This window comes from Acidovorax sp. SRI_002 (assembly GCF_057586455.1).
In genome coordinates this window covers 432,084-446,902 of sequence record NZ_JBYCZW010000001.1, presented here as the reverse complement: position 1 = coordinate 446,902, position 14,819 = coordinate 432,084, and the positions used below count along the sequence as shown (strand labels likewise).

The window sequence follows — 14,819 nt, the reverse complement described above, 5'->3', positions numbered from 1 at the left end:
GCACTGCGAGAATTACCAAGCAACCAACAACCTCCAACCACAAGGACATTCCATGGAAGACATCGTCATCGTTTCGGCCGCCCGCACTGCTGTGGGCAAGTTTGGTGGTGCGCTGGCCAAGACGCCTGCGACCGAACTGGGCGCCATCGTGATCCGCGAAGCCATCGCGCGCGCGGGCCTCTCGTCCGACCAGATTGGTGAAGTCATCATGGGCCAGGTGCTGGCCGCTGGCGTGGGCCAGAACCCCGCCCGGCAGGCTTCCATGAAGGCTGGTGTGGCCAAGGAAACTCCTGCGCTCACGATCAACGCGGTGTGCGGCTCAGGCTTGAAGGCCGTGATGCTGGCTGCGCAGGCTGTGGCCTGGGGAGACAGCGAGATTGTCGTGGCTGGCGGCCAAGAGAGCATGAGCATGGCGCCCCATGTACTGCCCGGCTCGCGCGATGGCCAGCGCATGGGTGACTGGAAGCTGATCGACACCATGATCGTGGACGGCTTGTGGGACGTGTACAACCAGTACCACATGGGTATCACCGCTGAAAACGTGGCCAAGGCCTATGGCATCACGCGCGATATGCAGGATGCCCTGGCATTGGGCAGTCAGCAAAAGGCAGCAGCTGCACAAGACGCAGGCAAGTTTGTGGACGAAATCGTGGGTGTGAGCCTGGCGCAGAAGAAGGGCGACCCCATCCTGTTCAACGCCGACGAATACCTCAACCGCAAGACCAACGCCGAAGCGCTGGCAGGCCTGCGCCCCGCATTCGACAAGGCCGGCAGCGTGACGGCGGGCAACGCATCGGGCCTGAACGACGGCGCAGCCGCTGTGGTGGTGATGACCGCTAAGAAAGCTGCAGCCCTGGGCCTCAAGCCCCTGGCACGCATCGCTGCATTCGGCACCAGCGGACTCGATCCCGCCACCATGGGCATGGGCCCGGTGCCAGCGTCACGCAAGGCCCTGCAGCGCGCAGGCTGGAACGCTGCCGATGTGGATCTGTTCGAGCTGAACGAAGCCTTTGCCGCACAAGCCTGCGCGGTGAACAAGGAATTGGGGATTGACCCTGCCAAGGTGAACGTGAACGGCGGTGCCATCGCCATCGGCCACCCCATCGGCGCTTCCGGCTGTCGCATCCTAGTAACGCTGCTGCACGAAATGCAGCGCCGCGATGCCAAGAAGGGCTTGGCGGCGCTGTGTATTGGTGGCGGCATGGGCGTGTCCCTGGCCTTGGAGCGCTAACAAGCCCCTGCGCCTGTTTGCACCTGCGGTTCAGCCGTTTCTCAGGTGCAAGGCCAAAAATCGAAGCCGCGTTACGACGCGGCTTTTTTATGTCTGGCTTCAGGGTGAACGTATGGCCGCCGTGGCCCCACTTCGGCGTGCGCAGGTGGTTGCAAGATGTTTCTATGGGATCGTTGGAAGGCTCTGGCTTGCACCAAAACTGTGACTCTGCCGAGACACATAGCGCGTAAGGCGTGTGACGCATGCCGATATGCCAAAAAGAAAAGGGCTTCAGTGTTTTCCTTCACGGCGGCGGTAGATTTCTTCGGTAGAGTGGCTGTTGAGCAAATCACTAACAAGGAGAAATCACATGAGCCAGAAAGTTGCATACGTCACCGGCGGCATGGGCGGCATCGGGACTGCCATTTGCCAGCGCCTGCACAAGGAGGGCTTCAAGGTCATCGCAGGTTGTGGCCCTACCCGTGACCATGCCAAGTGGCTGGCCGAGCAGAAAGCCCTGGGCTACACCTTCTATGCGTCGGTGGGCAATGTGGGCGACTGGGATTCCACGGTAGAAGCCTTTGGCAAGACCAAGGCCGAGCACGGCACCATCGACGTGCTGGTGAACAACGCTGGCATCACCCGCGACCGCATGTTCCTCAAGATGTCGCGCGAAGACTGGGACGCGGTGATTGAAACCAACCTCAACAGCATGTTCAACGTCACCAAGCAGGTGGTGGCCGACATGGTGGAAAAGGGCTGGGGCCGTATCATCAACATCAGCTCGGTGAACGGTGAAAAGGGCCAGGCGGGCCAGACCAACTACTCGGCGGCCAAGGCGGGCATGCATGGCTTTTCGATGGCCCTGGCGCAGGAGCTGGCGACCAAGGGCGTGACGGTCAATACGGTGAGCCCCGGCTACATCGGCACCGACATGGTCAAGGCGATCCGCCCCGATGTGCTTGAAAAGATCGTTGCCACGGTTCCCGTCAAGCGCCTCGGTGAACCCAGCGAAATCGCTTCCATCATTGCGTGGCTTGCTTCGGATGAAGGTGGCTACGCGACCGGTGCCGATTTTTCGGTCAACGGTGGCCTGCACATGGGTTGATGCCCGAAGGCTTGGAAAAACAAAAAACCCCGCAATGCGGGGTTTTTTGTTGGAGGAGCAAGAGGGAAGGGGTTGCCGGTTATCTTGCTTCGAGGAGCCTATGAAATGGGCCGTTTGGCGGAAACACAACGGGTACCTTGGTACGCTTTGTGCTTTGATTTTGCGGCTGGCATTGGATGGGCGCTTGAAGCGGGAAGCTGGCTGTCACTCCTTCAGAAGCGGGCGGGAGCGCGCTTGCGATCGCGTTCGTCTTCGGGCCAAGCGGACAAGATTGCGGTGGTATTCATGCTGGAAAACTCCTGTGATGTACCAACAACGCGGCCCATCTACTGTCCGTTGACAGCGTCTCGCAAAAAATGCAACCGTAAGTGCCCGCAGATTTATCTCTACACCGCTATCAAAAATAATAGCTAAAAATCATTGCTGGATAAGCGCAAGGGTCGAAAAAGATCACTTTGTGATTACATGAATTTACATTTTTGGCCTATGCCGCTGCCGAGATTTCTTCCAGTTCCGAAGAAATTTCCAGCCAGCGTTCTTCCAGTTGGGCCGTCTCATCATTGCCTGCCTTCAGGGCGCGGCCACACTCGGCGATCTCGGCCGGGGGTAGGGCCTGGGTGAGCTTGTGCTCGAGCGCAGCCCGTTCGCCAGCCAGCGTCGCCAGGCGCTTGTCGATCTGCTCCAGCTCTTTTTTGAGCGGCCGGGTTTTTTCGGCTTGTTGCTGGCGCGCCTGGGCATCCAGCTTGCGTTGTTCTCGCCCGTCCCTTGAAGGTGTTGTAGCGGAGGCCGGTGTGGGCACCAGGGCGGCGACAGGAGCGGGATTTGCTGCCGCTGAAGGTGCGTTGGCCTTGGGGGCCGTGGAGCTTGCCACCGAGACCTGTGCCTGCTCGGCCAGGCGTGCCTCTTCGCGAAGGCGTTTGGACTCTTCGAGCAGGTAGCGCTGGTAGTCGTCCAGATCGCCATCGAAGGGCCCCACAACGCCCCGGCCTACCATCCAGAAGTCCTCGCAGACCGAGCGCAGCAGCGAACGGTCGTGGCTGACCAGCATGACGGTGCCGTCGAAGTCGTTGAGCGCCATGGCCAGGGCCTCGCGGGTCGCCAAGTCGAGGTGGTTGGTAGGTTCGTCGAGCAGCAGCAGGTTGGGACGCTGCCAGACGATCATGGCCAGCACGAGGCGGGCTTTTTCGCCACCGCTCATGGTGCCCACGGCCTGCTTGACCATGTCGCCCGTGAAGTTGAACGTGCCCAGATAGCTGCGCAGGTCTTGCTCGCGGCTGGGTTGCTTGATGTCGGGGCCCAGTTCCTTGGCCAGGCGGATCATGTGCTCCAGCGGGTTCTCGTTGGGGCGCAACACGTCCAATTCCTGCTGGGCAAAGTAGCCGATGTTCAGGCCCTTGCCTTCGGTCACGCTGCCGCCCAGGGGCTTCATGGTGCGGGCAATGGTTTTGACCAGCGTGGACTTGCCCTGGCCGTTGGCACCCAGGATGCCGATGCGCTGGCCCGCCAGCACCGAGCGGTTGACGCCGGTGAGGATGGTGGTGGGCGTGCCCTCGTCGTCCACATAGCCAAATGATGCATCGCTGATAGCCAGCATCGGGTTTGGCAGATTGGCAGGTTCCTTGAACTCGAAGGTGAAGTCCGCCTCGGCCAGCACGGGGCCAATCTTTTCCATGCGTTCGAGCTGCTTGACGCGGCTTTGCGCCTGCTTGGCCTTGCTGGCCTTGGCCTTGAAGCGGTCGATGAACTTCTGCAGGTGGGCCATCTTCTCCTGCTGTTTGGAGAAGCTGGCCTGTTGCAGTTCAAGCTGCTGGGCGCGCAGCTCTTCGAACTTGCTGTAGTTGCCACCGTAACGGTTCAACTCGCCTTGCTGGATTTGCAGGGTGACGTTGGTGATAGCGTCCAGAAACTCGCGGTCATGGCTGATCACGATCATGGTGCCCGCGTAGCGCTTGAGCCAGGCTTCGAGCCAGACCAGGGCGTCCAAGTCCAAGTGGTTGGTGGGCTCGTCCAGCAGCAGCAAATCGCTGGGGCACATCAGTGCGCGGGCCAGTTGCAGGCGCATGCGCCAGCCACCCGAGAAGCTGTTGACGGGTTGGTCCAGTTCGCTGACGCGAAAGCCCAGGCCCAGAATCAGTGCCTGTGCACGTGCCACGGCATCGTGGGCTCCCGCGTCGTGCAAGTCGGAATAGGCATGCGCGATGGCCATGCCGTCGTCGCTGGCCTCTGCGTCGAGCAACTGTTGCTGGACCTCGGCCAGACGCGTGTCACCCTCCAACACAAAGTCAGTGGCCGACTGGTCGGTTTCGGGCATGTTCTGCGCGACCTCCGCCATGCGCCAGCTGGTGGGGATGTAGAAATCTCCCCCGTCTTCGTGCAGTTTGCCGCTGAGCAAGGCAAACAGGCTCGACTTGCCCGCGCCATTGCGGCCCACAAGGCCTACGCTTTCGCCGGGGTTGATGGTGGCGGAAACGCTGTCGAGCACGACTTTGGCGCCGCGTCGCAGGGTAACGTTCTTGAGGGTGATCATCCGGAACTCAGAAAAAAGCGCACCCGCACTGGGCGGGTGGCGTGAAAAAGCAGGGGGCCAAGGCTGTTGCAAACCATCCAAGGGATGCAACAAGCCGGTGGCGCGCAACCCTCTATTGTGCCGTGAGCCGGCTTTGGGCGGCCAAGGCCTGCCGAGTCACCAGCAAAACCTGGTCTTCACCTGCACTGGTATCGAGCCAGAAAACAGGCAGTTGGGGGAAAGCGGCCTCGAAGTAAGCGCGTTCGTTGCCAATCTCCAGAATGATCACTGCATCCTCACTCATGCAGGCGGGAGCAGCGGCAAACAGCTGGCGCACAAAGTCCATGCCATCGTTGCCTCCGGCCAGGGCCAGCTCGGGCTCGGCACGGTATTCGGCGGGCAAGGCGGCCATGCTGGCCGCATTCACGTAGGGCGGATTGCACAGGATCAGGTCCCAGGGGCCGGGCAGGGCAGCCAGGCCATCGGACGGCTGCAGCTGGATGCGGTCTTGCAGGCCGTGTTTGTCCACGTTGATGCGGGCTACCGCCAGCGCGTCGGGCGATATGTCGGCGCCCGTCACTTGCACCTCGGGCCAGGCCATGGCCGCCAGCACGGCCAGGCTGCCGTTACCCGTGCACAGGTCCAGCACCTGGCGGGTGTGGTCGCTCAGGTACTCGTCAGCCCCCCCATCGACCAGCAGTTCGGCAATGAAGCTGCGCGGCACGATGGCGCGTTCGTCCACGTAGAACGGTACACCCTGCAGCCAGCCCTCTTGTGTGAGATAGGCGGCGGGCCTGCGGGTGCGGATGCGCTCTTCAAAAAGAGTAGCTACCAGCGCTTGATCGGCGGGTGCTACGGGCTGATTCTTCATGGAATCGGGGGCTTCCGACAGATCACTGTCCAGCGGCAGCCCTAGACGCCAGAGCACCAGCCAAGCGGCTTCGTCGTGGGCATTGGTGGTGCCGTGGCCAAAGGAGACGCCTGCTGCGGCAAGGCACTGCGCACCCGATTCGACCAGGGCACCCACGGTATCGCCCGCGACGGTGGGGTACTGTTGTGGTGTGTTCATGCTGGCACTCCATCGGCGGCCAGGGCCTGCGCATGCAGGTTTTCCAGCGTGCGGCGGTAGATGTTCTTGAGGGGGTCAATGTCGGCCACGACGATGTGCTCGTCGATCTTGTGGATGCTGGCGTTGGGAGGGCCGAGTTCAATCACCTGGGGGCACACCTGGGCAATGAAACGGCCGTCGCTGGTTCCGCCCGTGGTGGAGAGTTCGGTGGTCAGCCCGGTCTCTGCAGTGATGGCCTGCTGCACGGCGCCCACCAGTTCACCGGGGGTTGTCAAAAACGGCTGGCCGCCCAGCGTCCAGCGCAGGTCGTATTCCAGGCCCTGGCGGTCCAGCACGGCGTGCACACGCTGCTGCAGGCCTTCGGCAGTGGATTCAGTCGAGAAGCGGAAGTTGAAGTCGATCACGACCTCTCCCGGAATCACATTGGAGGCACCCGTGCCGCCGTGCATGTTGCTGATCTGCCAGCTGGTGGGCGGGAAAAACGCGTTGCCCTCGTCCCACACCGTGGCCGCCAGCTCCGTGAGTGCGGGCAGGGCCTGGTGAATGGGGTTGCGGGCCAGTTGCGGGTAGGCAATGTGCCCCTGAATACCGCGCACAGAGAGCTTGCCACTGAGCGTGCCGCGCCGCCCGTTCTTGATCATGTCACCCGTTTTTTCGACGGATGTGGGTTCTCCCACGATGCAGTAATCGAGCTTTTCACCACGTGCCTTGAGTTTCTCGACCACGACCTTGGTGCCATCCACCGAGGGGCCTTCCTCGTCGCTGGTCAGAAGAAAAGCCAGAGCAATCTGCGGATCGGGCGTGGCGGCCAGGAACTCTTCCACCGCCACGACAAAGGCGGCGATGGAGGTTTTCATGTCGCTGGCACCACGGCCATAGAGCTTGCCGTCCTTGTGGGTAGGCACAAACGGGTCGCTGCTCCACTGTGCCAGCGGGCCGGTGGGTACGACATCGGTGTGGCCAGCAAACACTATGGTTTTAATAGCTGCTTGCGCCTTTCCATCAAGCGCTACAGGCCTTTTCGCCCACAAGTTGCTGACACGAAAGTCCGCCGGGCCGCTGTCCAGGCGCTCACACACAAACCCGAGCGGAGCCAGCCGCGCGGCCAGCAGGTCCAGGCAGCCCGCATCCTCGGGGGTGAAGGAGGGCAGGGAAATGAGCTGTTCGGCGAGGTGCAGGGTACGGGACATTGGGGATTCGGTGGGATGGGGCCGTGCAGTCAGCTGTAGTTAGAGAGCGAAGCGTAAGCATCAGCGCGGCCTAGGCGAGAGACGGCAAGCCAAGGGCCGCCCCGCAGCGAGGGCGTCGTCCCCCAGGGGGAAGGCGCCGCAGGCGACTCAGGGCGGAGACATTTCATGCCGCTGGTTTGACGTCCAGCACGATCTCGGTGAAGGAAGGCGCGTCGTCGGGTGCATCCCGCGCTTCCTTTTGCGCCTTGGCGGCATTGGCGGCCAGGGAGAAATCGTTTTGCAAGCGCCACATGAGGTTGGTAGGCGAGTCAGCGTAGGCCATGCCTTCCTTGCGGTCGATCTTGGAGTCCATGATCAACCGGGCGAGGGCTTCCTCAAAGGTCAGCGAACCTTCGGCCATGGACTTCTCCATCGCTTCTTTGACGCCTGAGAAATCGCCTTTTTCGATCAGGTCGGACACCAGCTTGGTGTTGAGCATGACTTCCACCGCCGGAGCACGGCTGCCGTCGATGGTGCGCACCAGGCGTTGGGAGATGATGGCCTTCAGGGCGGATGCCAGGTCGCCCAGCATGGTGGGACGCACTTCGACGGGATAGAACGACAAGATGCGATTGAGCGCGTGGTAGCTGTTGTTGCCGTGCAGCGTGGCCAGACACAAGTGGCCGGACTGGGCGTAGGCAATTGCGGCCGACATGGTTTCGCGGTCGCGGATTTCGCCGATCAGGATCACATCCGGCGCCTGGCGCAGCGCGTTCTTGAGGGCGGTCTGCAGCGATTGGGTATCACTGCCGATCTCGCGCTGATTGACGATGGATTTCTTGTTCTTGAACTGGTACTCGACCGGGTCTTCGATGGTGAGGATGTGGCCGGTGAGTGCTTCGTTGCGGGTGTCGATCATCGACGCCAGGGATGTGCTCTTGCCCGAGCCCGTGGCGCCGACCATCAGGATCAGACCCCGCTTTTCCATGATGAGTTCGCGCATCACGGGTGGAAGGCCCAGCGAGTCGAATTCGGGAATCTGCTGCGAGATGAAACGGATCACCACCGCGTAGCTGCCGCGCTGGCGCATGGCACTGATACGGAAGCGGCCCACACCGCTGAGCGGCACGCCCATGTTCAGCTCGCCGGTTTCCTCCAGTTCTTCGATGCGATCTGGAGGAACCACTTCGGAGAGCAGGTTGCGCGGCGCATCGGGCGGCAGGATCTGGTTGTTGATCGGGATGCATTCGCCGTTGATCTTGATCAGCGCCGGGGCATTGGCCGACAGGTAGACGTCTGATGCCTTCTTTTCGCTCATCAGGCGAAGAATCCGCTCCATCGTGCTCATGGTGTTTCCCTCTTGTTGTCGGTGTCTGTCGGCGGGCAGGCGGGATGGCCTGCCCCGGCCTTGAATGCGATCAGTCGCGCAGCAGGTCGTTGATGCTGGTCTTGGAGCGTGTTTGCGCATCAACCTGCTTGACGATGATGGCGGCGTACATGCTGTAGGGCGTGCCGTTGGCGGCCGTCTTGGGCAGGTTGCCGCTCACCACCACCGAGCCCGAGGGCACGCGGCCATAGCTGATCTCGCCGGTGGCGCGGTTGAAGATGGGGGTGCTCTGGCCCAGGTACACGCCCATGCCCAGCACGGAGTTTTCTTCGACCACCACGCCTTCAACCACCTCGGAGCGGGCACCGATGAAGCAGTTGTCTTCAATGATGGTGGGGCCGGCCTGCAGTGGCTCCAGCACGCCGCCGATGCCCACGCCACCCGACAGGTGCACGTTGGCGCCGATCTGTGCGCACGAGCCCACGGTGGCCCAGGTATCGACCATGGTGCCTTCGCCTACATAGGCGCCGATGTTCACGTACGACGGCATCAGGATCGCGCCCTTGGCGATGAAGCTGCCACGGCGGGCCACGGCGGGTGGCACCACGCGCACGCCGGTGGCTTTCATTTCTTCTTCCGTCAGGTGGGCAAACTTGGTCTGCACCTTGTCGTAAAAGCCCAGGTCACCAGCCTTCACGACTTCGTTGTCCTTCAGGCGGAAGGACAGCAGCACGGCCTTCTTGATCCACTGGTGCACGGTCCACTGGCCCACGCCTTCGCGGGTGGCCACGCGCAGGGTGCCGTTGTTCAGCTCGGCGATCACGTGCTCGACAGCGTCCTGGATTTCCTTGGGGGCGGCGGCGGGCGAGAGGCTGGCGCGGTTGTCCCAGGCGTTGTCGATGATGGTTTGCAGTTGTTGGGTCATGTTGTTGTCAGTCAGTCTGTGGATCAGGATTCAGAAATCAGGCAGTGCGGGACTGGATGAACTGCACGATGCGCAGCGCGGCCTCCACGCACTCTTCGGTTTCGGCCACCAGGGCCATGCGCACGCGCTGGGCGCCGGGGTTGCTGCCCTGGGCCTCACGGGCCAGGTAGCTGCCGGGGAGCACCGTGACATTGTATTGAGCCAGCAGGGCCCGCGCGAACTCGGCGTCGTCCATGGCAAGCTGCTCGGGGACTTTGGCCCAGAGGTAGAAACCTGCATCGGGAAGGGCTACTTCCATGACACCCGCCAGCAGCGGCGTGACCTGGGCGAACTTCTTGCGGTAGCGCGTGCGGTTTTCCACCACATGCTGCTCGTCACCCCAGGCCGCAATGCTGGCGGCCTGCACGATGGGGCTCATGGCGCTGCCGTGGTACGTGCGGTACAGCAGGAAGGCCTTGATCAGGGCCGCATCTCCCGCCACAAAACCGCTGCGCATGCCAGGCACGTTGCTGCGCTTGGAGAGACTGGTGAAGGAGATCAGGTTCTTGTAGTCGCTGCGGCCGAGCTTGTCGGCAGCCTGCAGGCCGCCCAACGGCGGCTCGTCGCGGAAGTAGATTTCGCTGTAGCACTCGTCCGAGGCAATCACAAAACCATACCGGTCGCTCAGTTCAAACAACTTCTTCCACTCCGTCAGTGGCATGACGGCGCCGGTGGGGTTGCCAGGGGAGCAAACAAAAAGCAACTGCGTCCGCTGCCACACGGAGTCCGGCACCGCGTCCCAATTCACGGCGAAATTGCGTGTCGGGTCGCTGGCCGCGTAGTAAGGGGCCGCGCCCGCCAGCAGGGCTGCACCTTCATAGATCTGGTAGAACGGATTGGGGCAGACTACCAGCGGCTGGCCCTGTGAAGGATCGATGATGGTTTGGGCAAACGAAAAAAGTGCTTCCCGAGAACCATTCACGGGAAGGACCTGGGTGGCCGGATCCAGCGTGATTGCATAGCGCAAATTCAGCCAGCGGGTGAAGGCCTCGCGCAAGCCCAACTCGCCAGCGGTGGCGGGGTAACTCGCCAGGCCACTGAGGTTGTTACTGAGTGCATCTTTGATGAACTGCGGTGTAGGATGGCGTGGCTCACCCATGCCCAGGCTGATGGGGCTGTAGGCTGCCGGGGGCACCACCCCCGCAAAGAGCTGCCGCAGCCGCTCGAAGGGGTAGGGCTGGAGATGGGAAAGCAGGGGATTCATGGGGCGCCATTATGGGCGATCACCTCAGATCAGTCGGCGCTGGATCGGCCATGCGTTAGCGGATCGTGACCGGAGCTGACCTCAATGCGTCGATGGGCCCGTGGTCTGTCAATCCGCCGTAAGTGCGTGTACCTAGTATTCAGGCTGTTTGATCAGAACAATAGAGGAGACACGATGTCAGGATTCCTACCGCTGCGTCCGGGGCTCTGGTGGATGCGCAGGTGGCATTTGCCTGGCAAGCTGCTCTCGCTGAGTCTTCTGGTGGGGGCGGCACTTGCCATTGCTGCGTTTGGGGCGCCTTGGTGGGCGCTTGCCTTGGCCGCAGTGGTGGTGTTGTACGCTCTGCTCGTGCTTTACCTCAGTCTGGCCACCGACCTTGCGGGTCTGGCGCAAACCATAGAGCTGACCCAGGCCGGGGATCTCCGGGCCCAGCCCCGTCGCGACTACGGACAAGACGAAGTGGCCGAGATGGCGCAGTCGCTCGACCGCATGGTGATCACGCTCTCCTCCATGGTGGCTGACATCCGTAGCAATGCGGCGCTGGTCGCCCATGCTGGGCAGAGCCTGGCCGAGGGCAATCGCTCGCTGGCCGACCGCACCGAGCAGCAGGCCGCCAACCTGGAGCAGACGGCCGCCAGTGTGGAGCAACTGTCTTCAGCGGTGCAGAACAACGCTCATACCGCGCACAGTGCCGATACCCGGGCGGCGCAGGTGCGTGACGCAGCCGATGTGGGCGCCCAGGCCATGGCACGTGCCGTGCAGTCGGTCGAGGCCATCCAGCAAGGTGCGCGGCGCATGACCGAAATCATCGGTGTGATCGACAGCATTGCATTTCAGACCAATATCCTTGCCCTGAACGCAGCCGTTGAGGCTGCTCGCGCCGGAGAGCAGGGCCGTGGGTTTGCCGTGGTGGCAGCAGAGGTGCGCACGCTGGCCAAGCGGTCCAGCGATGCCGCGCACGAAATTCGTGAACTGATCGGTGCCTCGGTCAGTCAGGTCGAAACCAGTGCGGGCCTGATTCGGTCGGCCGGGGAGGGGATCTCGGACATGGCGGGGGGCATTCGCAGCGTGGCAGCCAGCATGAGCGAAATCTCCGGATCGAGCGCCGAGCAAAGCACCGGCCTGCGCGAGGTGAGCGCCGCCGTGCAACAACTGGACCAGATCACCCAGCACAACGCCCAGATGGTGGGCCATGCCGTGCAACAGGCAGAGGCCCTGGAAAGCCGCGCATCCACCCTGTCGCGTGCGGTCTCTGCATTCCGCCTGCAGCAGGGCACGGCCGAGGAGGCTGTGGCGCTGGTGGGCAAGGCCATGGCGCTGCACAAGAGTACCTCGCGCGACCAGTTCCTGCGCAGCATCACTGACAAGAATCAGCCCTACCACGACCGCGACATGTATGTGTTTGTCCTCGACTCCGCAGGCACCTACCTGGCCTTCGGAGGCAACACCGCCAAGGTGGGCACGCGGGTGCAGGACATTCCTGGCATTGCGGGCGACCGGCTGGTGAACGACATCGTTTCCCAGGCGGACCGTGAGCCGGGCTGGGTGGAGTACGACATCACCAACCCTGCCACGGGTGCGGTGCAGACGAAAATGTCTTACGTCAGCCGCGCGGGCGATCTGTATGTGGGGTGTGGGGTTTACAAGGCACTCGCTGCCCGCTGAGTTGTCGGCCCTCGGCCAGCGGCGGGCTCACCCCAGCAGCCGGCGGTACCAGGCAGTGGGTGGTTGTGGTGCAGGTGCTTTTGCGTTGGCCGCCTCAGCTTCGACCTTAGTTCCGGATGCATCCATGGGCAAGAGCGCAATCCGGCGAATACCCAACCCCAGAGAGCGCTTGTCCGTGCTCTCCGGATTCAGATCGCAGGGCCGAACGAGGGGGGAGCCCTTGAGCACCACTCTGACCCGGTCCGCACGGCTTCGCAAGACCGCGTCGGGAACACGGGCGTCCAGGACGAGCGTGTCGCCCACTTGTTCCTGGTGCAGCGCAATCGCTTGCCCATTCACCTGCATTTGAAGCTCGCTGACAGCTGCCATCGTCAACAGATGGACGACTTCCATCCGCAGCAGGTGATCGCCAACGCCTACCGGGCGGAAGTCGATCCATGTCTCAGGCTCCAGGCCTGTCCATGCAAAGTGATGTGGACCTTCGGTCTCCCGGACATGCCAGCCCCGTCCCGGGATGGGGCGGTCAAAGAGGTAGTCGTGTCCAGGCGGCAGGGAGGCGAGCCAGTGCGAATCGGGCTCGTCCAAGGGCGCTTCAATGTACCGGTTGAAGCCCATGCGGTCTTCACCCCGCAACATGACGCAGGGGAAAGGTTCGCTAACCTTTGCGATGGGGACTGTCACTCGGACGGCCAGTCCCAGCCTGTGCTCCGTGGTGCGGTTGGGGTTGGAGTGATGCAGCAGCCGTTCATTGAAGAGAAAGAACTGGCCGGGCTCCAGCACCATGGATACCTTGCGGGTTTCATCCACGTAGGCGGGGTCTGAAGCGATGCCCCCGAACCGAAGGCTCTTGGCTGGATCGGTATCGATGGCCGGAGGGATGATTTGCCGGTGCGAGCCTGGAATGATTTCCACGCATCCATTTTCCAGCGTTGCCGGCGTAATCGCCAGCCAAGCTGAAATGTTCAGGATGGGTTCCATGTTCCAGTTGTAATGATCTTGGTGCCAGGGGTATTCCTCTTGCTGTTCAGGCCGGGCAGGCGGTTTGTTGAAAAGATTGGAGTTCCACAGAACGAGATCCGGCCCATAGAGAGAAGCCATGCGTTCCACGATGGCCGGGGCCGAGCACATCGCATGGACCGCTTGGCTGTCCAGGTGCCGCACGCGCAGGCCGAATGGGCAATAAGGCGTAGGCGTGGGCAGCACCCGCTCACATACCGTTGTGCGGAATTTTTCCATTTCATGGGGCGAGAATGCCGTGAATGGCCCTGCGTAGCCCTGTGTCCGAAATTGCTCAATTTCCTCTGGAGACAAACAGACGGGGAGTTCGGAGGTGTCTTTGTTCATGGGTCCCTGCGTAGAAATACCTGTCAATTCTGAGGTTGCGCTGTCACGCGGGTTGGCTGGAACGTCCTCCACTAGCGCGGCCAGGCGCTCGTAGGCAGCCCGGCCCACGCTGACCTGCTGTCGTGCCACTTGCAGCAACCGCTGCCGTTCAGTCCCTGCTGCTTGCCACGCATCCTGTATGGCGGTCGCCAAGTGCGCGGCCGTTTCCTCACGGTCCAGAAACACGATGTGGCAGGCGGGCCCAAACTGGGCTTGAAGCCCTTGAATTTTCGACCGGTAGTGGGGCGATGCCACCAAGGCGATCACCGACACCCCTTGCGACAGTGCGAACACTGCCGCGTGGTAGCTGCCGGTGATGACCACACGGCATGCACCGATCTGCTGCACGACGTCCTGTGGCGTTGCAACCGGGTAGGAGGTGTCGCTGATGCCCGGGATGCCGTGGAGCAGTGAGGCAATGGCGTCCGGATCGGAAGGACCGGCAAGCGAAATGGGCACACCGGCAACAAGAGGTGCACCCAGCCGTGAAATGGCACTTCCCAACCCTTCCCGCAGGCGCGACAGGGTGTTGGCATCTACGCCGGCGTAGTCCGCTTGGCGGACGTTGATGCCCAGGCTTTCGCCCAGAACTGTGGGGCGCAAGTCAAACGCCAGTTCAATCGCCTCGTCTGCTGCTACGACCAGGCGTTGTTCTGGCACCCCAAAGGATCTCGCCACCATCGGGCTTTGCTGCGATTCTCTGCAGACCACCAGGCTCAAAAGAGGAAATACCCCCAGCATCTTCTGCGAAAGGCTGCGAACGCTGACAGGTTCAAATCCACAGCTCAGAATGATTGCCGGCTTGCCGAGCCTGATACCCGCTTCCAGCGTCTGCAAGATGACTTCCGATTGACCAGTGAAATCGTCGCTGAAATATCCGCCGCCGGTCGCCATCACCATATCGCAATCCATCAGCGCCGACACGATGCGCGCACAGTCTGCTGATGCTTGGGTTATCAGGTTCCGGGTATCAGCACCAAGGGCGATCAGCGGCAGGGGGAGGCGTTCTTCGGTGAGCTCAAGCGCAATGACTTCGGGGCAATCCTTTCTGAGCAGGGCTGCATTGCGGGTTATCCAATGTATTTGACAATCAGGCCAGAGGTGCCGTAACCGGCGAAAAATGACCTGGTAAATCGCCCTGTCTCCCAGATTGTCGTTGTTGGAGAAATAGTTTCCTGAATCGACCAGAATTCGGTGCGGTGCCATTTGTGGAT

10 protein-coding genes are annotated in these 14,819 nt (G+C 62.0%); 3 read left to right on the top strand and 7 right to left on the bottom strand.

Annotation, left to right across the window (positions count from 1 at the left end; genetic code table 11):
• Positions 1-52: 52 nt before the first annotated feature.
• On the top strand, positions 53-1,231 hold the full coding sequence (locus AC2YJX_RS01960) for an acetyl-CoA C-acetyltransferase (protein WP_121420226.1): 1,179 nt from the start codon (positions 53-55) through the stop codon (positions 1,229-1,231).
• 349 nt (positions 1,232-1,580) lie between these two features.
• A complete protein-coding gene (phbB, locus tag AC2YJX_RS01955) occupies positions 1,581-2,318 on the top strand; it encodes an acetoacetyl-CoA reductase (protein ID WP_121420225.1) in 738 nt (245 codons plus the stop codon).
• Positions 2,319-2,802: 484 nt separating this feature from the next.
• Here the strand turns inward: phbB and AC2YJX_RS01950 are convergent, their stop codons facing one another.
• The 6 genes from AC2YJX_RS01950 to dapC form a co-directional block, all read right to left on the bottom strand.
• A complete protein-coding gene (locus AC2YJX_RS01950; protein ID WP_487255135.1) occupies positions 2,803-4,845 on the bottom strand; it encodes an ABC-F family ATP-binding cassette domain-containing protein in 2,043 nt (680 codons plus the stop codon).
• 112 nt (positions 4,846-4,957) lie between these two features.
• Entirely contained in the window at positions 4,958-5,893 is a 936-nt protein-coding gene (gene prmB, locus AC2YJX_RS01945) for a 50S ribosomal protein L3 N(5)-glutamine methyltransferase (RefSeq protein WP_487255134.1), read from the bottom strand.
• Entirely contained in the window at positions 5,890-7,083 is a 1,194-nt protein-coding gene (gene dapE / locus AC2YJX_RS01940) for a succinyl-diaminopimelate desuccinylase (protein ID WP_487255133.1), read from the bottom strand. Before dapE ends, prmB begins: the two co-directional genes overlap by 4 nt.
• 163 nt (positions 7,084-7,246) lie before the next feature.
• Positions 7,247-8,410, bottom strand: coding sequence for a PilT/PilU family type 4a pilus ATPase (locus AC2YJX_RS01935; RefSeq protein ID WP_055397852.1), 1,164 nt, complete (start codon positions 8,408-8,410; stop codon positions 7,247-7,249).
• A gap of 70 nt (positions 8,411-8,480) precedes the next feature.
• Complete coding sequence (gene dapD, locus AC2YJX_RS01930) at positions 8,481-9,314, bottom strand: 2,3,4,5-tetrahydropyridine-2,6-dicarboxylate N-succinyltransferase (protein ID WP_462386891.1); 834 nt, start codon at positions 9,312-9,314, stop codon at positions 8,481-8,483.
• A 37-nt stretch (positions 9,315-9,351) separates the two neighbouring features.
• Positions 9,352-10,557 (bottom strand): succinyldiaminopimelate transaminase, encoded by a 1,206-nt coding sequence (dapC, locus tag AC2YJX_RS01925; RefSeq protein WP_487255132.1) that lies wholly within the window; start codon positions 10,555-10,557, stop codon positions 9,352-9,354.
• A gap of 174 nt (positions 10,558-10,731) precedes the next feature.
• Here dapC and AC2YJX_RS01920 point away from each other — a divergent pair, with 174 nt between their 5' ends.
• Positions 10,732-12,222, top strand: a complete 1,491-nt coding sequence (locus AC2YJX_RS01920) for a methyl-accepting chemotaxis protein (protein WP_487255131.1) — start codon at positions 10,732-10,734, stop codon at positions 12,220-12,222.
• A gap of 27 nt (positions 12,223-12,249) precedes the next feature.
• On the opposite strand, the gene AC2YJX_RS01915 is transcribed toward AC2YJX_RS01920, so the two are convergent.
• The gene (locus AC2YJX_RS01915) at positions 12,250-14,811 is read right to left on the bottom strand and encodes a phytanoyl-CoA dioxygenase family protein (protein WP_487255130.1); all 2,562 of its coding nucleotides are present in this window, start codon (positions 14,809-14,811) and stop codon (positions 12,250-12,252) included.
• Between the last annotated feature and the right edge of the window lie 8 nt (positions 14,812-14,819).